This is a genomic window from Streptomyces dioscori (assembly GCF_003024195.1).
GTDB classification, from domain to species: Bacteria; Actinomycetota; Actinomycetes; order Streptomycetales; family Streptomycetaceae; genus Streptomyces; species Streptomyces dioscori.
In genome coordinates this window covers 48,620-71,013 of sequence record NZ_KZ679067.1, presented here as the reverse complement: position 1 = coordinate 71,013, position 22,394 = coordinate 48,620, and the positions used below count along the sequence as shown (strand labels likewise).

Annotated in this window: 18 protein-coding genes; 6 read left to right on the top strand and 12 right to left on the bottom strand. The window is 71.8% G+C overall.

Features of this window, described 5'->3' with window-relative positions:
* The first annotated feature begins 591 nt into the window (after positions 1-591).
* Positions 592-1,590, top strand: a complete 999-nt coding sequence (gene trpS / locus C6Y14_RS42960; protein ID WP_107022375.1) for a tryptophan--tRNA ligase — start codon at positions 592-594, stop codon at positions 1,588-1,590.
* Positions 1,591-1,641: 51 nt separating this feature from the next.
* Here trpS and proC read toward each other — a convergent pair whose 3' ends face one another.
* From proC to C6Y14_RS42930, 6 genes are all read right to left on the bottom strand, one after another.
* Positions 1,642-2,451: a pyrroline-5-carboxylate reductase gene (gene proC / locus C6Y14_RS42955; RefSeq protein WP_107022374.1), complete on the bottom strand. Its 810-nt coding sequence runs from the start codon at positions 2,449-2,451 to the stop codon at positions 1,642-1,644.
* A gap of 92 nt (positions 2,452-2,543) precedes the next feature.
* Positions 2,544-3,341: an ABC transporter permease gene (locus tag C6Y14_RS42950; RefSeq protein WP_107022373.1), complete on the bottom strand. Its 798-nt coding sequence runs from the start codon at positions 3,339-3,341 to the stop codon at positions 2,544-2,546.
* Positions 3,338-4,162 (bottom strand): ABC transporter ATP-binding protein, encoded by an 825-nt coding sequence (locus C6Y14_RS42945; protein ID WP_199855069.1) that lies wholly within the window; start codon positions 4,160-4,162, stop codon positions 3,338-3,340. The genes C6Y14_RS42950 and C6Y14_RS42945 overlap by 4 nt, the downstream gene beginning before the upstream one ends.
* A gap of 32 nt (positions 4,163-4,194) precedes the next feature.
* Entirely contained in the window at positions 4,195-4,980 is a 786-nt protein-coding gene (locus C6Y14_RS42940) for a class I SAM-dependent methyltransferase (RefSeq protein WP_107022372.1), read from the bottom strand.
* Positions 4,981-5,451: 471 nt separating this feature from the next.
* Positions 5,452-5,892, bottom strand: coding sequence for a hypothetical protein (locus tag C6Y14_RS42935; RefSeq protein WP_107022371.1), 441 nt, complete (start codon positions 5,890-5,892; stop codon positions 5,452-5,454).
* A gap of 111 nt (positions 5,893-6,003) precedes the next feature.
* The gene (locus C6Y14_RS42930) at positions 6,004-6,405 is read right to left on the bottom strand and encodes an SH3 domain-containing protein (RefSeq protein WP_107022370.1); all 402 of its coding nucleotides are present in this window, start codon (positions 6,403-6,405) and stop codon (positions 6,004-6,006) included.
* A 131-nt stretch (positions 6,406-6,536) separates the two neighbouring features.
* On the opposite strand from C6Y14_RS42930, the gene C6Y14_RS42925 reads away from it, so the two are divergent.
* A complete protein-coding gene (locus tag C6Y14_RS42925; RefSeq protein WP_107022369.1) occupies positions 6,537-8,846 on the top strand; it encodes a serine/threonine-protein kinase in 2,310 nt (769 codons plus the stop codon).
* 125 nt (positions 8,847-8,971) lie between these two features.
* Here C6Y14_RS42925 and ilvD read toward each other — a convergent pair whose 3' ends face one another.
* From ilvD to C6Y14_RS42905, 4 genes are all read right to left on the bottom strand, one after another.
* Positions 8,972-10,825, bottom strand: coding sequence for a dihydroxy-acid dehydratase (gene ilvD, locus C6Y14_RS42920; RefSeq protein WP_107022368.1), 1,854 nt, complete (start codon positions 10,823-10,825; stop codon positions 8,972-8,974).
* Positions 10,826-10,975: 150 nt separating this feature from the next.
* Positions 10,976-11,590 carry a TetR/AcrR family transcriptional regulator gene (locus C6Y14_RS42915; protein ID WP_107022367.1) on the bottom strand — a complete coding sequence of 205 codons (615 nt, stop codon included), beginning with the start codon at positions 11,588-11,590 and terminating at the stop codon, positions 10,976-10,978.
* Positions 11,587-12,411: a sugar phosphate isomerase/epimerase family protein gene (locus C6Y14_RS42910; RefSeq protein WP_107022366.1), complete on the bottom strand. Its 825-nt coding sequence runs from the start codon at positions 12,409-12,411 to the stop codon at positions 11,587-11,589. The genes C6Y14_RS42915 and C6Y14_RS42910 overlap by 4 nt, the downstream gene beginning before the upstream one ends.
* Positions 12,412-12,666: 255 nt before the next feature.
* On the bottom strand, positions 12,667-13,599 hold the full coding sequence (locus C6Y14_RS42905) for a Ppx/GppA phosphatase family protein (RefSeq protein ID WP_107022365.1): 933 nt from the start codon (positions 13,597-13,599) through the stop codon (positions 12,667-12,669).
* 71 nt (positions 13,600-13,670) lie between these two features.
* On the opposite strand from C6Y14_RS42905, the gene C6Y14_RS42900 reads away from it, so the two are divergent.
* Positions 13,671-14,546 carry a hypothetical protein gene (locus tag C6Y14_RS42900; RefSeq protein WP_107022364.1) on the top strand — a complete coding sequence of 292 codons (876 nt, stop codon included), beginning with the start codon at positions 13,671-13,673 and terminating at the stop codon, positions 14,544-14,546.
* A gap of 159 nt (positions 14,547-14,705) precedes the next feature.
* Here the strand turns inward: C6Y14_RS42900 and C6Y14_RS45430 are convergent, their stop codons facing one another.
* On the bottom strand, positions 14,706-16,847 hold the full coding sequence (locus tag C6Y14_RS45430) for a BACON domain-containing protein (RefSeq protein ID WP_225891560.1): 2,142 nt from the start codon (positions 16,845-16,847) through the stop codon (positions 14,706-14,708).
* A 233-nt stretch (positions 16,848-17,080) separates the two neighbouring features.
* Here C6Y14_RS45430 and radA point away from each other — a divergent pair, with 233 nt between their 5' ends.
* The gene (radA, locus tag C6Y14_RS42885; RefSeq protein WP_107022363.1) at positions 17,081-18,490 is read left to right on the top strand and encodes a DNA repair protein RadA; all 1,410 of its coding nucleotides are present in this window, start codon (positions 17,081-17,083) and stop codon (positions 18,488-18,490) included.
* A 71-nt stretch (positions 18,491-18,561) separates the two neighbouring features.
* Entirely contained in the window at positions 18,562-19,686 is a 1,125-nt protein-coding gene (gene disA / locus C6Y14_RS42880; RefSeq protein ID WP_107022362.1) for a DNA integrity scanning diadenylate cyclase DisA, read from the top strand.
* A 468-nt stretch (positions 19,687-20,154) separates the two neighbouring features.
* Here the strand turns inward: disA and C6Y14_RS42875 are convergent, their stop codons facing one another.
* Positions 20,155-20,997: a hypothetical protein gene (locus C6Y14_RS42875; protein WP_107022361.1), complete on the bottom strand. Its 843-nt coding sequence runs from the start codon at positions 20,995-20,997 to the stop codon at positions 20,155-20,157.
* A gap of 258 nt (positions 20,998-21,255) precedes the next feature.
* Between C6Y14_RS42875 and C6Y14_RS42870 the strand changes: the two genes are divergently transcribed.
* Positions 21,256-22,185: an HhH-GPD family protein gene (locus C6Y14_RS42870; RefSeq protein ID WP_107022360.1), complete on the top strand. Its 930-nt coding sequence runs from the start codon at positions 21,256-21,258 to the stop codon at positions 22,183-22,185.
* The last annotated feature ends 209 nt before the right edge of the window (positions 22,186-22,394 follow it).

The following is a 22,394-nucleotide window of genomic DNA, read 5'->3' as shown; positions in this document are numbered from 1 at the left end:
CTCGCTGTCTTGCGTTTCCGACTCTATCAGACCGTTTCCGGTTCCGATTTCCTCGGCGCTTTCCAGGTTTTCGCTTTTGCGTTTCCCTTTCCGGCGAGTCCGACTCTATCAGACCCTTTCAGGCCCGATTCCCAGTCGAAGTGGGGGTTGTCTTCCCGGCTGTTGGGCCGTTCCGACGAGTGAGACTTTAGCGGAATCCCGGCCCCCGAGCTAATCGGGGTTGCGCTCTCTCGAACGCGGATTCCTCATTTCGCAAACATGCATGAAAGCGAACCGACGACGGATCGTCGATCGCTGTGTGCTTGTTGCGGAATGGCTGTCCGGGGACCAACCGAAGTCGGCGCTCACGTCGGACAACTCGGAGAACACTACGGAGCGGGCAGGGGCGTGTCAACTCGGGTACGGCGACCACCCCTGAGGCGTACCCTCGGTGCCATGACTACGCACGCGTGCACCCAGCTGTGGTGGGCCGCCTGACGGCGGCCGTACATACGCGTGTACTCAACGGCCGCCTCCTCGGCGGCCGTTTCTGTATCTCCTTCCTGGAGCGCCGGCCGGCGGTGGTGGCGGCCTCGACCAGGAGGTAGCGGGATGAAGCGGGTCTTCAGCGGGATCAAGCCGACCGGGCATCTGACGTTGGGCAACTACCTGGGGGCGATGCGGCGCTGGAGCGCGGTCGACCAGCACGAGGCCGACGCGTTGTTCTGTGTCGTCGACCTGCACGCGCTGACCGTGGACCACGATCCGGGGCGGGTGCGCCGGCTGAGTCGGCAGGCGGCCACCCTGCTACTGGCCGCGGGGCTCGATCCCCGGCTGTGCACCGTCTTCGTACAGAGTCATGTGGATGAGCACGCGCGGCTGTCGTATCTGCTGGAGTGCGTGGCCACGGACGGTGAGATGCGCCGGATGATCCAGTACAAGGAGAGGGCCGCGGCCGAGCGGGCGAGGGGCGGGAGTGTGCGGCTGTCGCTGCTCACGTATCCCGTGCTGATGGCGGCGGACATCCTGGCGTACGGGACCGACGAGGTGCCGGTGGGGGACGACCAGACCCAGCATGTGGAGCTGACGCGGGATGTCGCGGTGCGGTTCAACCAGCGGTACGGGCGGACGTTCGTGGTGCCGCGGACCACGCATCCCGAGGTGGCGGCCCGGGTCATGAACCTGCAGGACCCGACGTCGAAGATGGGGAAGTCCGACGACGTGGGGCCCGGAGTCGTCTATCTGCTCGACGAGCCCGAGACCGTACGGAAGAAGATCATGCGGGCCGTGACGGACAGCGGGAGCGAGGTCGTCCACGACCGGGAAGCCCGGCCCGGGGTCTCGAATCTGCTGGAGATCCTCGCGGCCTGTGCGGGCGGGGATCCCAAGGAGCTGGCCGGTGCGTACGAGACGTACGGGGCTTTGAAGAAGGACACCGCCGACGCCGTGGTGGAGGTCCTCAGGCCCGTACAGCGGAAGCACAAGGAGTTGTGCGCCGATCCTGCGTACGTGGAAGGGGTGTTGCGCGAGGGTGCGGAGAAAGCCAGGGAGATGGCGCGGCCGAGGGTGGACGCGGCTTACCGGGCGATCGGGCTGCTGCCCGCGGGGTGAAGCGGGGAGGGCGGTGGGGAGCGGGGTGGGTCGCTCCCGCACCGTCGGGTTCTAGCTGTTGCCGGAGGCCAGGGCGCGGCTGCGGTCGCGGGCTGCTTCGAGGGCCGCGATGAGGGCGGCCCGTACCCCGTGGTTCTCCAGTTCGCGGATGGCGTTGATCGTGGTGCCCGCGGGGGAGGTGACGTTCTCGCGGAGTTTCACGGGGTGCTCGCCGCTGTCGCGGAGCATCACGGCGGCGCCGATCGCGGACTGGACGATGAGGTCGTGCGCCTTGTCGCGGGGCAGGCCGAGCAGGATGCCGGCGTCGGTCATGGCCTCGACCAGGTAGAAGAAGTACGCCGGACCGGAGCCGGAGAGGGCGGTGCAGGCGTCCTGCTGGGACTCGGGGACGCGGAGCGTCTTGCCGACGGCGCCGAAGATCTCCTCGGCGTGCGCGAGATGGGCGGCGGTGGCGTGGCTGCCGGCGGAGATGACGGACATGGCCTCGTCGACGAGGGCGGGGGTGTTCGTCATGACACGGACGACGGGGGTGCGCTGGGCCAGACGCTCCTCGAAGAAGGAGGTGGGGATGCCCGCGGCGCCGCTGATGACGAGCCGGTCGGCGGGGACGTGCGGGGCGAGTTCGTCGAGGAGGGTGCCCATGTCCTGGGGCTTGACCGTGAGGATCAGCGTGTCCGCCGTCTTGGCGGCTTCCTGATTGCTGACCGGGGTGACGCCGTGGCGCTCCTGGAGTTCCTGGGCGCGCTCGGGGCGGCGGGCCGTGACCAGGAGGTCGGCGGGGGCCCAGCCGGCTCGGATCATTCCGCTGAGCAGGGCCTCGCCGATCTTGCCGGTGCCGAGCACTGCGACTTTCTGGGTCATGTTCGGTTGTCCTCCGGGGGTGCGTCGTCCGGGGCCCATCCTCGCACCGGGGGCCCCAGGGCGGGCCGCGCCGTCCGCTGGGCGGGACGCGGTCAGGCCGTGCGGCGGCGGAGGGTCGCCGCGCCGAGTGCCAGTACGAGGAGGGCGCAGGCCGCGACGATCAGGGCGTCGCGGACGAAGGCGGCGGTGACGTCGGTGTGCTTGAGGACTTCGTTCATGCCGTCGACCGCGTACGACATCGGGAGGACGTTCGAGATGCCTTCCAGTACGGGGTGCATGTCGGAGCGCGGGGTGAACAGGCCGCAGAGGAGGAGCTGGGGGAAGATCACGGCCGGCATGAACTGGACGGCCTGGAACTCGGAGGACGCGAACGCCGAGACGAAGAGGCCGAGGGCGGTGCCGAGCAGCGCGTCGAGCAGGGCGACCAGGAGCAGCAGCCAGGCCGAGCCGGTGACGTCGAGACCGAGGGCCCAGACGGCGAGACCCGTGGCGAGGACGGACTGGACGACGGCGACCGCCCCGAAGGCGAGGGCGTAGCCGGCGATGAGGTCGCCTTTGCCGAGGGGCATGGCGAGGAGGCGTTCCAGGGTGCCGGAGGTGCGTTCGCGCAGGGTGGCGATGGAGGTCACGAGGAACATCGTGATGAGGGGGAAGATGCCGAGCAGTGAGGCGCCGATGGAGTCGAAGGTGCGCGGGCTGCCGTCGAAGACATAGCGGAGCAGCAGAAGCATCAGGCACGGGATGAGGATCATCAGCGCGATCGTGCGCGGGTCGTGGCGGAGCTGGCGCAGGACCCGGGTCGCGGTGGCGGTGGTGCGGGCGAGGTTGATCGCGCGCGGCTCGGGGGGCGTGGTGGGGCCGCTGGGTGGGGCGGCGGTGGTCGTGTTCATCGGACGGACTCCTTGCGGGGGTCGTTGCCTGCGGCGGAGGCGATCGCCTCGTCGACCAGGTGGAGGAAGGCCGCCTCGACGGTGTCGGTGCCGGTCCGGGCGCGCAGGGCGTCCGGCGTGCCGTCGGCGAGGATCACGCCCTCGCGCATCAGGAGCAGGCGGTGGCAGCGTTCGGCCTCGTCCATGACGTGGGAGGAGACGAGGAGGGTGGCACCCCGGTCGGCGGCGATGGTGTGGAAGAGCTGCCACAGATCGCGGCGGAGTACGGGGTCGAGGCCGACCGTGGGTTCGTCGAGGACGAGGAGTTCCGGGGCTCCGAGGAGAGCCGCGGCGAGGGAGACGCGGCTGCGCTGGCCGCCGGAGAGGTTGCCCGCGAGGGCGTCGGCGTGGGAGGTGAGGTCCACGTCTGAGATGGCGTGCTCGACGTTCTCGCGGCGGCGGTCGGCGGCTGCGCGGCCGGGGTCGAGGATCGCGGCGAAGTAGTCCAGGTTCTGGCGGACCGACAGGTCGTCGTACACGGAGGGGGCTTGGGTGACGTAACCGATGCGCGAGCGGAGGGCGGCGTGGCCCGCGGGGAGGCCGAGGACGTCCAGGGTGCCGGTGACCTTGGCCTGGGTGCCGACGATCGACCTCATCAGGGTGGACTTGCCGCACCCCGACGGGCCGAGCAGACCGGTGATCCGGCCGCGGGGGACGTCGAAGTCGAGCCCGCGCAGGACCTGGCGGGGGCCTCGGACGACGGTGAGGTCCGCGGCGTGGACGGCCGGGTGGTCGGGGGGTGGTGGTGAGGGGGCAGGGGTGTCGGGCGCATTATTCATCATGTGATGAATAATGCGCCCGGGTAGGGACCCCGTCAAGGAGCCGGGGCGACGATCAGGACGACCTCGTAACTCTCCTCCACCTGGCCGTCGGGGAAGGTCCGCAGGAGGTGTGCGCGCTCCTCGGCGAAGAAGGCGGCCGTCGCCTTTTCTCCGAGCACCAGGAAGACCGAGTGGCTGCTGATGTTGGCCAGGTGGGTGTCCAGGGGGACGGTTCGGCTCCACCGGATCTCGTGGCGGGTGCAGACGGGCATGTACGGGGCTCGGGCGAAGACGTCCTCCGTACGGGCCCGGCGGCCGGAGCCGCGCTTCTCGGCGACGTCACCGCCGATGAACTCCTCAACGCGCCGGTTCTGCCCCGCCTGCCAGGGGATGTCGAGGGCGGGGTTGTTCCACCACAGGGCCAGGGCCCCGGCAGGGCGCAGGACGCGCATGGCCTCGGGGAGGGAGCGGGCGGGGTTCGTCCAGTGCCAGGACTGGGCGTAGGTGAGGAAGTCGACGGAGGCGGTGGCCAGGGGCAGAGCGTCGCCGTCGCCCCGGACGAGGGGGGTGTCGGGGAGCGAGCGGCGGAACTGGGTGGCCATTCCGTCGCCGGGTTCGACCGCGATCACGTCGGCGTCTCGGGCGCGGAGGAGGGTGGTGGCTATGCCCGTGCCGGCGCCCACGTCCGCGATGCGGGAGCCCTTGAGGGGGCGGGCGGCTGCGTGCTCGATCGTGTCGAAGAGGGTGGGGGGATAGGAGGGGCGGTTCTGCGCGTACTGGGCTGCGGCGGTGTTGAAGGAGAGGGCGTGGTCGGGGTGGGAGGGGGTGTTGGCGGTCATGGGTACATCGTGGCCGGGCGGGCTGTTCCTTGGGCCTGTGTGCGGGCGGGCCCGCGCGCTGGCCTTACCGGCCCGGACGTCCGGATGTCGGGTGCGGGTCCGGTGGGGGCCGTTCGCGCCGTTCCCCGCGCCCCTTAGGGGCGGGGCTGCGCCCCTGGCCTGGCCGGCCTGGATTCCGAGTGCGGGTCCGGTGGGGGCCGTTCGCGCCGTTCCCCGCGCCCCTTTGAGGGCGGGGCTGCGCCCCAGCGCCCACTCCGCGTTCGTCTGCGGGTCCGGTGGGGGTTGGCCGCGCCGTTCCCCGCGCCCTTTTGGGGCCCGAGAGGGGTGGCCCGCGTTGTATTGCGTGCGGCTTGGGGGGCAAAAGCTGGGGCGCAGCCCCGCTTTTGAGGGGCGCGGGGAACTGCGCGAGCGGCCCCCACCGGACCCGCAGACGACCGACAAGGCCCCAGCAGGGGCGCAGGTCGCCGCCGTCTAGGTGTGTCTGCCGTGGGCAGGCGCTTCGTGTTCTGTGCGGTGGAGCGTTTCGCCCGGGGCCTCCGTGAGGGAGCGGAGGAAGTACGCCGTGAGGGTGCCGACGAAGCCGATGGTCAGCAGGCCCCGCAGTGCGGACTCGCTGTCCGGGGCCGGGCGTTTCGTGTAGCCCGACCAGGCGTGACGGAACGCCAGCGCGCTGCAGACGGCGAACATCACCACGACGAGTCCGGTGACGAAGCCGCCCACGGCCGCGATCTCCAACCCCTCGTACGCGAAGCGCAGGACCAGGCAGCTGATCGCGATCGCGACGAGCGAGCCGACGGTCACGGCCACGCGGCGGACCGCGTAACCGCCGTCGTGGTTCACCCAGGTCAATCCGAAGAAGCAGATCGGTTCGGGGTGGGTGCCTACGGAGAGGGCGTCTGGTTTGTCGCTCACGGGTTGATTATCGCCTCGGACCGACGACCCGCCGATCCGCCGACCCGCCGGCCGAGGCGGTAAACAGCGCAAGCGCCGCAAGCGCCGCAGGCGTCGCAGGCGTCGCAGGCGTCAGGCGCAGCGCGATGCCACGTAACCGTCGCTCCCCGTGCGCACGTACGCGTCGGAGACGTACTCCCCGACCTCGATGTTGTCCCAGATCTTCGTCGTCCCGTAGGGGCCGCTGATCGTCTCCCCCGGGCGCTGGCAGAAGATCGGGACCCTGGAGCCCGGCGCCAGCGTGCGGATCAGGCGGTACTGGGTGCCGGGGCCGCTGCGGACGTTCAGGGTGTAGCCGGGTGCGATCGAGTAGAGCGTCTGGGCCGCGACCGCCGCCGCTGCCTCGGCGGCGTCGGCGGCGTCGGCGTCGGCGTCGGCGGCGGCGGCGGCTTGGGCCGCGGCGGTTACAGTCGTGGCGACTTCGGTCTCGGCGGTTTCGGTCGCAGCCGCTTCTCTGATCTCTTCAACAGCCATGTCTGTCTCCCCGTTGGATGTGCTGTCTTTGTTTTGTGCACGCGGAGGCTAGCAAGCCGCGTGGGACTCGTACGAACCATCGACTAGGCTCCGTGCGTCGCGCGTGCGTACGCAATTCACGGGGGTGGACGATGCCGCCAGGACGCATCGCCGGATCGGATGCCGAAGCGGAACTTCCCGAGTACGCAGGGCAGTACCGCCTTGAGTCACGCCTCGGCTCGGGTGGCATGGGCGTGGTCCATCTGGCCCGCTCGGCGTCGGGGCTGCGGCTCGCGGTGAAGGTCATCAACGTCGAGTTCGCCAGGGACCCGGAGTTCAGGGGGCGTTTCAAGCAGGAGGTGGCGGCCGCGCGGCGGGTCAGCGGTGCGTTCACCGCGCCGGTCGTGGACGCCGACCCCGAGGCGGACCGGCCCTGGATGGCCACCCTGTTCATTCCGGGGCCGACGCTCGCGGAGCATGTGAAGCGGAACGGTTCGCTGTCGTCCGCGCAGTTGCGTCAGGTGATGGCCGGGCTGGCCGAGGCGTTGCGCGACATCCATCGCGCCGGTGTGGTGCACCGCGACCTCAAGCCGAGCAACGTCCTCCTCGCCGAGGACGGTCCCAAGGTCATCGACTTCGGTATCTCGCGGCCGTCGGACAGCGAACTGCGCACGGAGACCGGCAAATTGATCGGCACTCCGCCCTTCATGGCCCCCGAGCAGTTCCGCCGCCCGCGCGAGGTGGGACCGGCCGCCGACATCTTCGCGCTCGGGTCCGTGCTGGTGCACGCCGCGACCGGGCGCGGGCCCTTCGACTCCGACAGCCCCTATGTCGTGGCCTATCAGGTCGTGCATGACGAACCGGATCTGACGGACGTCCCCGACGACCTGGCGCCGCTGATCGCCCGCTGCCTCGCCAAGGAACCCGACGAACGGCCCACCCCCGACGAGCTGATGGCCGAGCTGCGGCACGTCTCGTCCCTCTACGACACGCAGTTGTTCATACCGGCGCAGCGCGCGGCGGAGGCGGTCGAGCCGGCGGCGGGTTCGCCGGCGAAAGCCGTGGCCGACTCCCGCGACCGTACGACCCACGTGCGCGGCAAGCGGCGTACATCTGCGGGTTCGGATGCAGGTGCAGGTGCAGCCGCAGGGGCGGGCTCAGGTGCTGATGCTGGCGCTGGCGCAGGCGCAGGCCCGGGATCGGGATCGGGATCGGGATCGGGATCGGGATCGTCCGCCGTACGGTCCCGGCGCCGCGGGCTGCTCACCGTCGCGCTCGGTGGGGTGGCCGCGCTCGCCGTCGGTGGTGCGTTGCTGGCCGGTCTGCCGGGCGACGACGGTTCCGGGCGGCGGCCGGGCTCCGGATCGGGTGGCGAACGCGTGTCCGCCGGCGAGGCGTTCCGGCCGTGGGTCACGAAGGTGGGCGCGGGCCGCGAGTCCATGGCCAAGTGCACGTACGGCGGTGGGGCCCTGCTCTGTGCCGGTCCCGGTGTGCTCGCCGGCGCCCTCGGCCCACGGGACGGAAAAGCGCGGTGGACGCGCTCGGCGAAGACGGGTGAGGACAGTTCGGTCTTCGCGCCCGTCCTGTCCGGGGGCCTCGTGCACACGGTCACCGCGTCCGGCGGGCAGCTGATCGCCCTCGATCCCGACACGGGCAGGACCCGCTGGAAGCTGAACACCTCGGTGTACGGGGGCGGCGCGCAGTACGCGGGTGACACCGTGCTGCTGACCTCGGGCGACGGCACGGTCACCGGCATCGACGGGAGGACCGGGGAGCGGCTCTGGCAGGGCCGCCCGGCCGGCGGGGCCCAGCCCGCCTTCGCGTACTTCGGCGGCGAACTCGCGTACGCGACGACGCTGACGTCGGACGGTACGGGCACGCAGGTGATCGCGGTGGATCCGCGGACCGGGGACGTGCGGTGGCGACACCGCCTCGACGGGCTGCTCACTCCGGTCGGCACCCGGAAGGGCACCCTGTGGCTCACCGCCCAGAACGCTTCCCAGGAGACCCGCAGCATCGTGGGCTACACGCCAGGCGGTGCGTCGGGCGGTGCGTCGGGCAGTGCGAAGGAGCGGCGGATTCCGCTCGACCTCCCGCTGCCGTCCGCCACGGCCGCCCTGCACGGCGACGCGGTCTATTTACTGGCCGCGGGAGGTGCGCTGGTGGCCGTCGACATCGAGGCCGGCGCACAGCGCTGGCGTCGTGAGACCTCGGTCAGCAGGGCCTCGGCGCCGACCGCCGACGACCGGTACGTGTACGTCAGCGCCCCGGACGGCCGGCTGCTCGCGGCCGATGTCCGCACCGGCAGGCTCGTGGGACAGACCCCCACCCGGCTCGGCGAGGACGGCGAACGGGTCGTGGCCGAGGTGCTCGCACCCATGGTCGTGGGCGACCGGGTCTACGCGAGCGCGCCCGACGGCAGTGTCTTCGGCGTGGACGCCCGCGAGCCCGCCGCCTGGTGAGCCGCGGGGACGACGGGCAAGTCCGGTGAACGGCGAACCCGCCCGGTCGTGAGGACGGCGAACCCGCCCGGTCGTGAGGACCGGGCGGGTTCGGGTGTGTTCGGAGAACCGGGGAACGCGGCGGGCTAGCCGAGCAGCGAGACGTCCCGGACGGCGCCCCTGTCCGCGCTGGTCGCCATCGCGGCGTACGCGCGCAGGGCGGCCGAGACCTTGCGCTCGCGGGCGACCGGGGCGTACACGCCCTTGAGGGCCTCGCGGCGCTCGGCCAGTTCCTCGTCGGGGACCAGCAGCTCGATGCTGCGGTTCGGGATGTCGATGCGGATGCGGTCACCGTCGCGGACGAGGGCGATCGTGCCGCCGGACGCCGCCTCGGGCGAGGCGTGGCCGATGGACAGGCCCGAGGTGCCGCCGGAGAAGCGGCCGTCGGTGATCAGGGCGCAGGTCTTGCCGAGGCCCCGGCCCTTCAGGAACGACGTCGGGTAGAGCATCTCCTGCATGCCGGGGCCGCCCTTGGGGCCCTCGTAGCGGATGACGACGACGTCGCCGTGCGTGATCTCCTTCTTGAGGATCTTGTCGACGGCCTCCTCCTGCGACTCGCAGACGACCGCCGGGCCCTCGAAGGTCCAGATCGACTCGTCGACGCCGGCCGTCTTCACGACACAACCGTCGACGGCGAGGTTGCCCTTGAGGACCGCGAGACCGCCGTCCTTGGAGTACGCGTGCTCCGCGGAGCGGATGCAGCCGCCCTCCGCGTCCTCGTCGAGGGCCGCCCAGCGCTCGGACTGGGAGAAGGCCGTGGACGAGCGGACGCCGCCGGGGGCCGCGTACCACAGTTCCAGGGCCTCCGGGGAGGGGGAGCCGCCGCGGACGTCCCAGGTCTTGAGCCAGTCCGCGAGGGACGGGCTGTGCACCGAGTGGACGTCCTCGTTCAGGAGGCCCGCGCGGTGGAGTTCGCCGAGCAGGGCGGGGATGCCGCCGGCCCGGTGCACGTCCTCCATGTAGTACGTGCGGTCCTTCGCCACGTTCGGGGCGACCTTGGCGAGGCACGGCACGCGGCGCGAGACGGCGTTGATCTCGTCCAGGCCGAACGGGACGCCCGCCTCCTCGGCGGCGGCCAGCAGGTGCAGGATCGTGTTGGTCGAGCCGCCCATGGCGATGTCGAGGGCCATGGCGTTCTCGAAGGCGGCCATGGTGGCGACGTTGCGGGGCAGGACCGACTCGTCGTCCTGCTCGTAGTAGCGCCGGGTGACGTCCATGACCGTGCGCGCCGCGTCCTCGTACAGGCCCTTGCGGGCCGTGTGCGTGGCGAGGACCGAGCCGTTGCCGGGGAGGGAGAGGCCGATGGCCTCGGTCAGGCAGTTCATGGAGTTGGCCGTGAACATGCCGGAACACGAGCCGCAGGTCGGACAGGCGTTCTCCTCGATACGGAGGATGTCCTCGTCCGAGATCTTGTCGTTCACGGCGTCGGAGATCGCGTCGACCAGGTCGAGCGTGCGGACCGAGCCGTCGACCAGGGTCGCTCGGCCGGACTCCATGGGGCCGCCGGAGACGAAGACCGTCGGGATGTTCAGGCGCAGGGCCGCCATCAGCATGCCGGGCGTGATCTTGTCGCAGTTCGAGATGCAGATCAGGGCGTCGGCGCAGTGGGCCTCCACCATGTACTCCACGCTGTCCGCGATCAGGTCGCGGGAGGGGAGGCTGTAGAGCATGCCTCCGTGGCCCATCGCGATGCCGTCGTCGACGGCGATCGTGTTGAACTCGCGCGGGATGCCTCCGGCGGCGGTGATGGCCTCGCTCACGATGCGGCCGACCGGCTGGAGGTGGGTGTGGCCCGGCACGAACTCCGTGAAGGAGTTGGCGACCGCGATGATCGGCTTACGGCCGATGTCCGCGCCCGGTACACCGGAGGCGCGCATAAGGGCGCGGGCGCCCGCCATGTTGCGTCCGTGGGTGACTGTGCGGGACCTCAGCTCGGGCATGGCCGCTCGCTCCTTCGGAGAGTGTTGACTGCTGTCGAGCGTACGCCCGGCATCCAGGGTTTGGACGTGGTGTCCGGTATGCGGGATTGTCGTCTCGGGCTTTGAGGGGTGCGCGGGGCACGGAGCGGGGCCGCGCCCCTGCTCAGGGGGTCATGGGGCTGTCAGGTGGGACTGGATCACCGGGGCCACCCGGTTGATGATCTGTTCCGGGTCCGCCGACGCCAAGGGCTCGACCTTGATCACGTAACGGAGCATCGCGATACCGACGAGTTGCGCGGCGGCCAGTTCCGCGCGCAGTTCGGCGTCCGGGAGGTTCAGCTGGAGGGCGACGCGGCGCAGCAGCTGGGCGGAGATCAGACGGCGGAAGACGCCGGCCGCGGTCTCGTTGTTCACGGCGGAGCGGACGATCGCGAGGAGGGCCTTGCGGGTGGCCGGGTTCTCCCAGACGCCGAAGAAGAAGCGGGCCAGCCGTTCGCCCACGCCGTCGAGGGGGCCCTCGCCGACCGAGCCGGGCGCGCTCAGCAGGGGGCCGATGGCGACCTCGATGGACGCCTCGAAAACCTGCTCCTTCGTACCGAAGTAGTGATGTACGAGTGCCGAGTCCACGTCCGCCGCCTTCGCGATGGCACGCATGGAGGTCTTCTCGAAGCCCCGTTCCGCGAACTCCTCGCGGGCCGCCGCCAGGATGCGGTCGCGGGCCGCGGGAGTGTCCTGCGCGTCCGTACGGGAAGGGCGTCCCCGGCGGCGCGGGGTGGCGGCGGTCATGTACGCGGGACCCGGACCGCCGAGGCCAGGTGGAGGCGGGTGAAGGCGAGGGCCTCCGCGAGATCGGCCTCGCGCTCGGCGCTCGACATGGCGCGGCGGGTGTTGACCTCGATGACGACATGGCCGTCGTAGCCGGACAGGGCGAGGCGTTCGAGCAGTTCGGCGCAGGGCTGGGTGCCGCGGCCGGGGACCAGGTGCTCGTCCTTGATGGAGCCGCTGCCGTCGGCGAGGTGGACGTGGCCGAGGCGGTCGCTCATGCGGTCGATCATCTGGAGCGCGTCCGTGCGGGCCGTCGCGGTGTGGCTCAGATCGATCGTGAAGTGGCGGTAGTCGTCCTTCGTCACGTCCCAGTCGGGTGCGTACGCGAGCATCTCGCGATCGCGGTAACGCCAGGGGTACATGTTTTCGACGGCGAATCGTACGTCCGTCTCGTTGGCCATCTGCCAGATTCCGGTGACGAAGTCACGGGAGTACTGGCGCTGCCAGCGGAAGGGGGGGTGTACGACGACCGTGCTCGCCCCGAGCCTCTCGGCCGCCGACCGGGCGCGCTGGAGTTTGATCCACGGGTCGGTGGACCAGACGCGCTGGGTGATGAGCAGGCAGGGGGCGTGTACGGCGAGGATCGGGATGTGGTGGTAGTCGCTGAGGCGGCGCAGGGCTTCGATGTCCTGGCTGACCGGGTCGGTCCACACCATGACCTCGACGCCGTCGTAGCCGAGGCGTGCGGCGATCTCGAAGGCCGTCGCTGTCGACTCCGGATAGACGGAGGCCGTGGACAGGGCGACCTTCGCATCCGGGATGCGCACGACTGGTTCTGCCACGGGGACAGGTTACGGGGTGGGTTCGTCGGGTGTGGCGGGGTGGGGTTGATTGGCCGGGGGTCGACCCCTGCTGGGGGGTGGGCAGGTTCGGTGCGTGGGTGCGGGCGCGGGCTTGGTGGGCGGGTGCGGGTTCGGTGGGGGCTTGTCGCGCCGTTCCCCGCGCCCCTTAGGGGGTGGGGGGTGCGGTTGTGTGTTGGCTGACCCGCCGTCGGGGGTTGCTCGCGCCGTTCCTCGCGCCCCTTAGGGGGCCCGGGGTTATTGGGGGGGCATCTGGTCCAGGGTTCGGAGGATTACGCCCTCCCTCAGGGCCCAGGGGCAGATTTCTACTGTTTCCACTCCGAAGAGGTCCATCGCGCCCTCGGCCACCACCGCGCCGGCGAGGAGCTGGGCGGCACGGCCCTCGGAGACTCCGGGGAGTTCCGCGCGTTCGGCGGTCGTCATGGAGGCCAGGCGCGGGACCCAGTCCTCCAGGGACCGGCGCTTGAGCTCGCGCTGGACGTACAGGCCGTCGACCGAGCGGGCGGCACCCGCGAGCCGGGCGAGCTGCTTGAAGGTCTTGGAGGTGGCGACCACGTGGTCGGGAGCCCCGAACCGGCTGAACTCCCCGACCGTACGGGCGATCTGGGCCCGCACATGGCGGCGCAGGGCCTTTATGTCCGCCGGGTCCGCCGGGTCGGTCGGCAGCCAGCCCGCGGTCAGCCGGCCCGCGCCGAGCGGCAGCGAGGCCGTCGCGTCGGGCTCCTCGTCTATCCCGTACGCGATCTCCAGCGAACCGCCGCCGATGTCCAGGACGAGCAGTTTCCCGGCGGACCAGCCGAACCAGCGTCGGGCGGCGAGGAAGGTGAGCCGGGCCTCCTCCGCGCCGGTGAGGACCTGGAGCTCCACACCGGTCTCCTCGCGCACCCGGGCCAGCACCTCGTCGGCGTTGCTGGCCTCACGCACCGCGGAGGTCGCGAACGGCAGCAGATCCTCGACGCCCTTGTCCTCGGCGGCCTCCAGCGCCTCCTGGACGACTGCGATGAGTTTGTCGACGCCCACGGAGTCGATCGCGCCGCTGTCGTCCAGAAGCTGGGCGAGCCGCAGCTCCGCCTTGTGCGAATGCGCGGGCAGCGGGCGCGCGCCGGGGTGCGCATCCACCACCAGCAGGTGCACCGTGTTCGAACCCACGTCCAGGACACCGAGTCTCATGTACGGCACGCTACTGCGCCCGGGCCCCTCGGCCGTCCCCGGAGTGGTCGTGAGCGACTTACTCTGGACGGGTGCCAAAGACGAAAAAGGCGAAGAGCGACAAATCGGCCAAGGATTCCGCCGCAGGGCCCGCGAAGGACGCGCTTCGGGTGAAGCCGTCCAAGCCCGGAAAGCTTCCGAAAGCCCCGAAGGGCGACGAGAAGGGGCTCGACTTCGCACGTGCGTGGGTGGAGTTCCCGGATCCGGCCGACGACGAGCAGATCTTCCGCTGCGATCTGACATGGCTGACCTCTCGCTGGAACTGCATCTTCGGAAGCGGCTGCCAGGGGATCCAGGCGGGCCGCGCGGACGACGGATGCTGCACGCTGGGTGCCCACTTCTCGGACGAGGACGACGAGAAGCGCGTGGCCGGTCACGTGGCGAGGCTCACGCCGGACATCTGGCAGCACCACGACGTGGGGACCGCGACCGGCTGGGTCTCGCAGGACGAGGACGGGGACCGGCAGACACGCCCGTACCAGGGGTCCTGCATCTTCCAGAACCGCCCCGGTTTCGCCGGCGGCATGGGGTGCTCGCTGCACATCCTGGCCGTCAAGGAGGGCCGCGAGCCCCTGGAGACCAAGCCGGACGTCTGCTGGCAGCTCCCGGTCCGGCGGACGTACGAGTGGATCGACCGGCCCGACGACACGCGGGTGCTGCAGGTCTCGATCGGCGAGTACGACCGCCGCGGGTGGGGTCCTGGCGGGCACGACCTGCACTGGTGGTGCACGTCGGCGACGTCCGCCCACGGCGCGGGAGACCCGGTCTACGTCTCGTACCGCCCGGAACTGATCGAACTGATGGGCAAGTCGGGCTACGACCGCCTGGTGAACCTCTGCGAGGAACGCCTGGCCTCCCAACTCCCCCTCCTGGCCCCCCACCCGGCGGACCCACCCCACCGCGCGTGAGGGGCAGCGCCCCGTAAGGGGCGCGGGGAACTGCGCGACCAGCCACGACCGGACCCGCAGTCGAAAGCCGTACCCCCGCACCCCCAAGGGGCGCGGGGAACGGCGCGACCAGCCACGACGGACCCGCGGCCGAATCCCCACCCGCGGGAGCGGAAGCGTTCAACTCCCCGACGGACTCGGCTCACCCTCTCCGGAGGAGCCCGGCGGAGGCTCAGGCTCCGGATCCGCCGACCCCGGCCCGGACGGCGTCGGCTCCGGCCCGGGCTCGGACGGCCCGGGATCGGACGGCGACGGCCCGGACGGCGTCGGCTCGGGCCCGGGCCCCGGATCCGATGGTCCAGGTCCAGGCCCAGGTCCAGGTCCAGGCCCAGGTCCAGGCCCGGGCCCGGGATCCGACGGCCCGGGCTCACCCGGCGAAGGCGGATCCGGCCGAGGCCCCGGCCCCGAAGGCCCCGCGGTCCCGTACCCGCCGATCGTGACCACCGCCCCCGCAGGCCCGACCGCGACCCGCGCGCTCCACGCCCCGTTCGGCTCCCGCAGATGATCGACGTACACCTTGATCGTCAGCGACTCCCCCGGTTCCAGCGTCCCGGACGACTGGCTCAGGTAGAGCCAGGACGCCCCGGTCCGCGCCGACCAGCGGACCGCCGAGTCGCCGGTCGCCGTGAGGGTGATCAGTGTCGTGTCGCCGTCGGAGTGGGCCGCGACGGCCAGCCCGCTCTCGCGCCCCGGCGCCACGCTGACGACCTCCACGGAGACGTCGGACGAGCCGCTGCGCGGGGTGAAGCGGGAGCCGGGCCGCGTACGGGCGTTGCCCGCGTTCTCGTAGCCGGACGCCTCGCCGTCGAGTTCCTCGGAGCCCTGCGCCTCGTTCGCGGTGACCGGCCGGCCGTCGGAGCCCTCACCGATGAGGGGCGCCCCCCGGTAGGCCGCCCACAGGGCGAGCACGGGGGCCGCCACGACGGTGGCGACGACCGTGGTCGTGACGGCACGCGCGCGGAGCCGGTCACGACGGGCCGCGTGGTCCTTGGGGTCCATCGGGAATCCGCGCCGGTCGAAGCGCGGACCGCCGCCCCGCGCGCGCGGGAGGTGCGTCATCGCCTTGTGGAGGGCCGCGCGCGGGGCTTCGAGTACGGGCAGCGCGGCGGGTGTGACGCTGGTGCCGGGCCAGGAGCCGGGGCCCGCGCGCTCGGCGGTCCGGCGGCAGCGCGGGCAGTCGTCGACGTGCCGGACCAGTTCGCGGCGCAGGGCCGCGCTGAGGACGAGGCGGTTGTCGCCGGTGAGCCGGGTCACGCCGGGACAGTTGCCGGTCTCGACGACGGCCAGGGCCGCGCGCGTGCGCTCGACCTCGCAGGCGCCCGCGGCGAGGAGCTCCCGGGCGGCCACCGGGTCGGTGCCGAGGACGGCGGCGACCTCGTGCGCGGCGAGCTGGTGGCGTACGGCGAGTTCGAGTGCCTCGCGCTGTTCGGGCGTCGTACCGGCGGCCTCCGGCCAGGCCAGCAGGGCGAGTTCGCGACGACGCCGGTCCTTCTCGGCGTCCGCATCGGCGTCCACATCGGCGTCGGCGTCGGTGTCGGCGAGGAGGTCGGCGGTCCGGTCGCCGCCCCGGTCGCCGGAGAGCTGACCGGCGCGCGCACCGGCGCCTTCGCCGGTCGGCCCGCCGACGCGTGCACCGGCCCCGCCGCCGGTACGTCCCGGGCCCGCGGGAACGGTGCCGCGGCCGGCGGCACGAGCCCCCTCGAACCGGGCTCCCTCGAACCGGGCTTCCGCGTTCGGGCCGACCGTGCCGCCCTCCGCGCGGGCGCCCATCCGGCCCTCCGCGCGCGGGCCGGTGCCGTCCTCCGGGCGGAGGCCGGCGGAACGGCCGTCCGCGCGCGAGTCGGTGGAACGGCCGTCCGGGCGCGAGTCGGTGGAACGGCCGTCCGGGCGGGCGGTGCCGTCTCCGGACCGGCCGGACGCATGGGCGCCGCCGGCGCCATGACGCCTCTGCCTGGCCTCGGCGAGCTTGCGCAGACAGGACCAGCGGGCCAGCGCGTACAGCCAGGCCCTGCGGTCGTCGGGCGTCTCGCGGCCACGATGGCCGCGGCGCTCGGCGAGGGCGAGGACGTCGCCGAGGGCGGCGGTCGCCGTGTCGTGGTCGCACAGGACGGACAGACAGTAGGTGAACAGGCCGTCCAGGTACGGCTCGTAACGGGTCGGCGGGCACTGTGCCACCGTGCGCGCCGCGCCCCGGTCGCGCGCCTCACGGTGCGCCCGGTGTGCGCCGGTGGTGCGGGTCGAGGTCTCGGGACTGCTGCTCATCACCCGTGCGACCGTAGGTGCCTTGTGGTGGGCCCTTCTCCCTGCTTGAGCACATTTAATCCATACGGGTGAAACGATCCCTCAAATGAGGGCGGGGGACCTGTATTCCGTGTCGTGTCCCTGTCGCACCGGCACGGAAAAGCGGCCGGTTTGCGCAAGCTGCCCCGTTATCGGCACCGCCCGCCGAACAGGCCGTCACGGCTCTGTCAGTGGCGGCGGTTACGGTTCGTGTCATGGCTGCCCGTACGAAGACCGCGAAGGACCGGCCGTCCTACCGCTGCACCGAGTGCGGCTGGCAGACGGCCAAGTGGCTCGGCCGCTGCTCCGAGTGCCAGGCCTGGGGGACGGTCGAGGAGTACGGCGCGCCCGCGGTGCGCACGACGGCCCCCGGCCGCGTCACCACGAACGCGCTGCCCATCGGCCAGGTCGACGGCCGGCAGGCGACCGCCCGCTCCACGGGTGTGCCCGAACTGGACCGCGTGCTCGGCGGCGGACTCGTACCGGGCGCGGTGGTGCTCGTGGCGGGCGAGCCGGGCGTCGGCAAGTCCACGCTGCTGCTGGACGTGGCGGCCAAGGCGGCGAGCGACGAGCACCGCACGCTCTACATCACGGGTGAGGAGTCGGCGAGCCAGGTCCGGCTGCGCGCCGACCGCATCAAGGCGATCGACGACAACCTCTTCCTGGCGGCCGAGACCGATCTGTCGGCGGTCCTCGGCCATCTGGACGCGGTGAAGCCGTCCCTGCTCATCGTCGACTCCGTACAGACGGTGGCCTCTCCGGAGATCGACGGCGCCCCCGGCGGCATGTCCCAGGTCCGCGAGGTGGCCGGGGCCCTGATCCGTGCCTCCAAGGAGCGCGGCATGGCCACCCTCCTGGTCGGCCACGTCACCAAGGACGGCGCCATCGCGGGACCACGTCTCCTGGAGCACCTGGTGGACGTCGTCCTGAGCTTCGAGGGCGACCGGCACGCGCGCCTGCGTCTCGTACGAGGCGTCAAGAACCGGTACGGCACCACGGACGAGGTCGGCTGCTTCGAGCTGCACGACGAGGGGATCACCGGGCTCACCGACCCCTCCGGTCTCTTCCTCACCCGCCGCGCCGAGCCCGTCCCCGGCACATGTCTGACCGTCACCCTCGAAGGCCGCCGCCCGCTGGTGGCCGAGGTGCAGGCGCTCACCGTCGACACCCAGATCCCCACGCCGCGGCGTACGACCTCCGGTCTGGAGACCTCCCGCGTCCAGATGATGCTCGCCGTCCTGGAGCAGCGCGGCCGGATCAGCGCCCTCGGGAAGCGGGACATCTACACCGCGACGGTCGGTGGCGTGAAACTGTCCGAGCCCGCCGCGGACCTCGCGATCGCGCTCGCGCTGGCCAGTGCGGCGAGCGACACCCCGCTCCCGCAGAACCTCGTCGCGATCGGCGAAGTGGGGCTCGCGGGCGAGGTCAGACGGGTCACGGGCGTCCAGCGCAGACTCGCCGAAGCTCACCGTCTGGGCTTCACCCACGCCCTTGTTCCGAGCGACCCGGGCAAGATCCCTCCGGGTATGAAGGTCCTGGAAGTCGCCGACATGGGGGACGCGCTCCGGGTCCTCCCGCGGTCGCGTCGGCGAGACGCCCCACGGGACGAGGAAGAGCGCCGGTAGACTTTGCCCAGGTCTCGCCCGTCCGTACGAACCGAGGGCGCCCCTAAAAAGCCTGCGACCGGAGGAGTGCAGTGGCAGCCAACGACCGGGCAGCAGTTCCCGGCAAGTCCGGCGGGAGTTCCGGCACCGATGGCCTGATGCGCACGGCTCTCAGCGCTGTGGCACCCGGCACCGGGCTGCGCGACGGCCTGGAGCGCATCCTCCGCGGCAACACCGGCGGGCTCATCGTGCTCGGCTGGGACAAGACCGTCGAGGCGATGTGCAGCGGCGGTTTCGTGCTGGACGTCGAGTTCACCGCGACACGGCTGCGCGAGCTGTGCAAGCTCGACGGCGGCATCGTGCTGGACAAGGACATCACGAAGATCCTGCGGGCCGGCGTGCAGCTGGTCCCCGACCCGACCATCCCCACCGAGGAGACGGGCACACGGCACCGCACGGCGGACCGGGTGAGCAAGCAGGTCGGCTTCCCCGTCGTCTCCGTCTCCCAGTCCATGCGCCTGATCGCGCTGTACGTGGACGGGCAGCGGCGGGTCCTGGAGGACTCCGCCGCGATCCTCTCGCGCGCGAACCAGGCGCTGGCCACGCTGGAGCGGTACAAGCTGCGGCTCGACGAGGTCGCGGGCACGCTGTCCGCGCTGGAGATCGAGGACCTGGTCACCGTCCGGGACGTGTCGGCGGTGGCCCAGCGCCTGGAGATGGTGCGCCGGATCGCCACGGAGATCGCCGAGTACGTGGTGGAGCTGGGCACGGACGGGCGGCTGCTCTCCCTCCAGCTGGACGAGCTGATCGCCGGGGTCGAGCCCGAGCGGGAGCTCGTCGTACGGGACTACGTGCCCGAGCCGACGGCGAAGCGGTCCCGCACGGTGGACGAGGCGCTGTTCGAGCTGAACGCGCTCAGCCATGCGGAGCTGCTCGAAATGCCCACCGTGGCGCGGGCGTTGGGATACACCGGGTCGCCCGAGGCGCTCGACTCCGCGGTGTCGCCGCGCGGGTTCCGGCTGCTGGCGAAGGTGCCGCGGCTGCCCGGCGCGATCATCGACCGGCTGGTCGAGCACTTCGGCGGGCTGCAGAAGCTGCTCGCCGCGAGCGTGGACGACCTGCAGACCGTGGACGGGGTCGGGGAGGCGCGGGCGCGGAGCGTACGGGAGGGGCTTTCGCGGTTGGCGGAGTCGTCGATCCTCGAACGCTACGTGTAGCCGTCCGGCGGTTCGGCGTTGCCCCTCGGGGGCTGGGCTGAGCTCGGCTCTCGGGTGCGGGCCCGGTGGGGGCCGTTCGCGCAGTTCCCCGCGCCCCTAAAGGCAGGGGCTGGACTCGGCATTCGGGTGCGGGTCCGGTGGGGGCCGCTCGCGCCGTTCCCCGCGCCCCCTGAAAGCGGGGGCTGAGCTCGGCTCTCGGGTGCAGGTTCGGTGGGGGCCGCTCGCGCAGTTCCCCGCGCCCCTAAAGGCAATGGGCACGGGGGGGTGGCAAACTGCGTCGCCGCGCGCCCAGCTGTCTTAGGGGCGCGGGGAACGGCGCGGCACACCCCCACCGGACCCGCACCCGCACCCGAGAGCCGAACCCAGCCGCCGCTTCCAGGGGCGCGGGGAACTGCGCGAACGGCCCCCGCCACGCCGCACCCGGAAGTCGAGTTCAGCCGATCCGAGCCGCCGCCGGAGGCGCCCTCGTCAGTCCTTCTTCAGGACGAACGACGTCTGCGACTTCGGAAGGCCCGTCGGCTTCGCTTCGACCAAGTACGTGCCCGGCGTAGCCGAAAGCGCCGGCGGCGTCGCACACTGCGGCGCACTCGCCTTGCGGTTCCACTCGACCGTGCGGATGACCTGATCGTTCGCCGGGATGCGGAACAGCACGCTCGCCGCACCCGTCGGGCAGTCCGCCGAGGACCAGATCTCGTCGTCACCCTTCGCCTGAGTGATCGTCAGTACCGCGCTCTTCGGGCCGAGATCGAGCTTGCAGTCACTGCCCGAGGAATTCTTGGCGATCAGCTCGAACGTGGGCTTCTCGTCCGGCGTGTACGAGTTGTGGACACTGCGCAGCGTCAACTTCACGGAACCGGGCGTGCAGTTGGGGAGGCTCGACCCGGCCGGCACCGTGTCGCCCGAGCCACCGCCACCCTCACCGTCGTCCGCGCCGCCACCGCTACCGCCGGAACCGGAACCGGAGCCGGATCCCGAACCGGCCCCGCCCGCGCCGGAATCGCCCGACCGGCCGGAGCCCCCGGACCCGCCGGAGCCTCCCGATCCTTCGGAGCCGCCGTCGGTCGACTCGTCGCGTCCGCCCGGCGCTTGGCTGATCGCGGACTCCGAGTCCGAGGGGCCGGGCGTGATCGACGCGGTGGGGTTCTTGCCGTTGGAGCCGTCGGCGTCGTTCTTGCCGCCGCCCCCGCCGTCGGAGGTCACCACCCAGGTGACCAACAGGGCCATCACGGCGAACATGGACGCCAGAATGGCCCTCCGTCGCCAGTAGATGGAGGAGGGAAGCGGCCCGACCGGATTGCGCAAAGATCCCACGGCGCAAACTGTACGAGAGATCGGGGAGTTCACTGGCCTCACCCGCCGTCAACGGCCCCAACTTTTTCCGATCATCAGCCCGGGGACTGCTTCGGAACCGCCCTGGAACCGCCCCGGGGCCGCCGCGGGGTCGCCCCCAGGGCGGCTTTCAGGGGCGCGGGGAACTGCGCGACAAGACCCCACCGTCCCGCAGCCAACACACGACGCACCCCGACCAAACCTCCACACACACCCCCGCATGGAAGAATCGCCCATGCCATGACTGCGCCCACGAAACCCACGCCCCCCGCCCAGGCGGACTCGTCCGAAACCGTCGGCGACGACCTCCACGCCCCCGTCATCGACTGGTTCGAGGAGAACGCACGCGACCTCCCCTGGCGCCGCCCCGACGCGGGCCCGTGGGGCGTGATGGTCAGCGAGTTCATGCTGCAGCAGACCCCGGTGAGCCGCGTGTTCCCGGTGTACGAGCAGTGGATGGCCCGCTGGCCGCGCCCCGCCGATCTCGCCGAGGACGCGCCGGGCGAGGCCGTCCGCGCCTGGGGCCGCCTCGGTTACCCCCGCCGCGCCCTGCGCCTGCACGGCGCCGCGGTCGCCATAACGGAGCGCCACGACGGCGACGTACCCACGGAGCACGCGCAGCTGCTCGCGCTGCCCGGCATCGGCGAGTACACGGCCGCGGCGGTGGCCTCGTTCGCGTACGGGCAGCGGCACGCCGTCCTCGACACGAACGTGCGGCGGGTGTTCGCGCGGGCCGTCACCGGCGTCCAGTACCCGCCGAACGCCACGACCGCCGCCGAGCGCAGGCTCGCCCGCACGCTGCTGCCCGACGACGAGCGCACGGCCGCGCTGTGGGCCGCCGCGTCCATGGAGCTCGGCGCGCTCGTCTGCACGGCGAAGAACGAGACGTGCGTACGCTGCCCGATCGCCGCCCTGTGCACCTGGCGGCTGGCCGGGAAGCCCGCGCACGACGGACCGCCGCGGCGCGGCCAGACCTACGCGGGTACGGACCGGCAGGTGCGCGGCCGGCTGCTCGCCGTACTGCGCGAGGCGGTCACCCCCGTCCCCCAGTCGGCCCTCGACCGTGTCTGGGAGGAGCCGGTGCAACGCGCCCGTGCCCTGGACGGCCTGGTCGCCGACGGACTGGTCGAACCGCTCGCAGGCGGCCTGTACCGGCTCCCACAGAGCTGACCCGCACGACGGACCCACAGAGCTGACCCGCGGAGCTGACCCACAGGCTTCACCGAGCTCCGTAACAGAGGCCCGGTGGGCAAAACGCCCCGTACCCGCCCCAGTCGGCACCTCGTCTTACCCAGGCCCTACTTCCGTTACACAACCTATGGACAGCCGAGCGCTCGTCGCATGCTCGCTCGGACAACCCCGTGACAACAGCTCCGTAA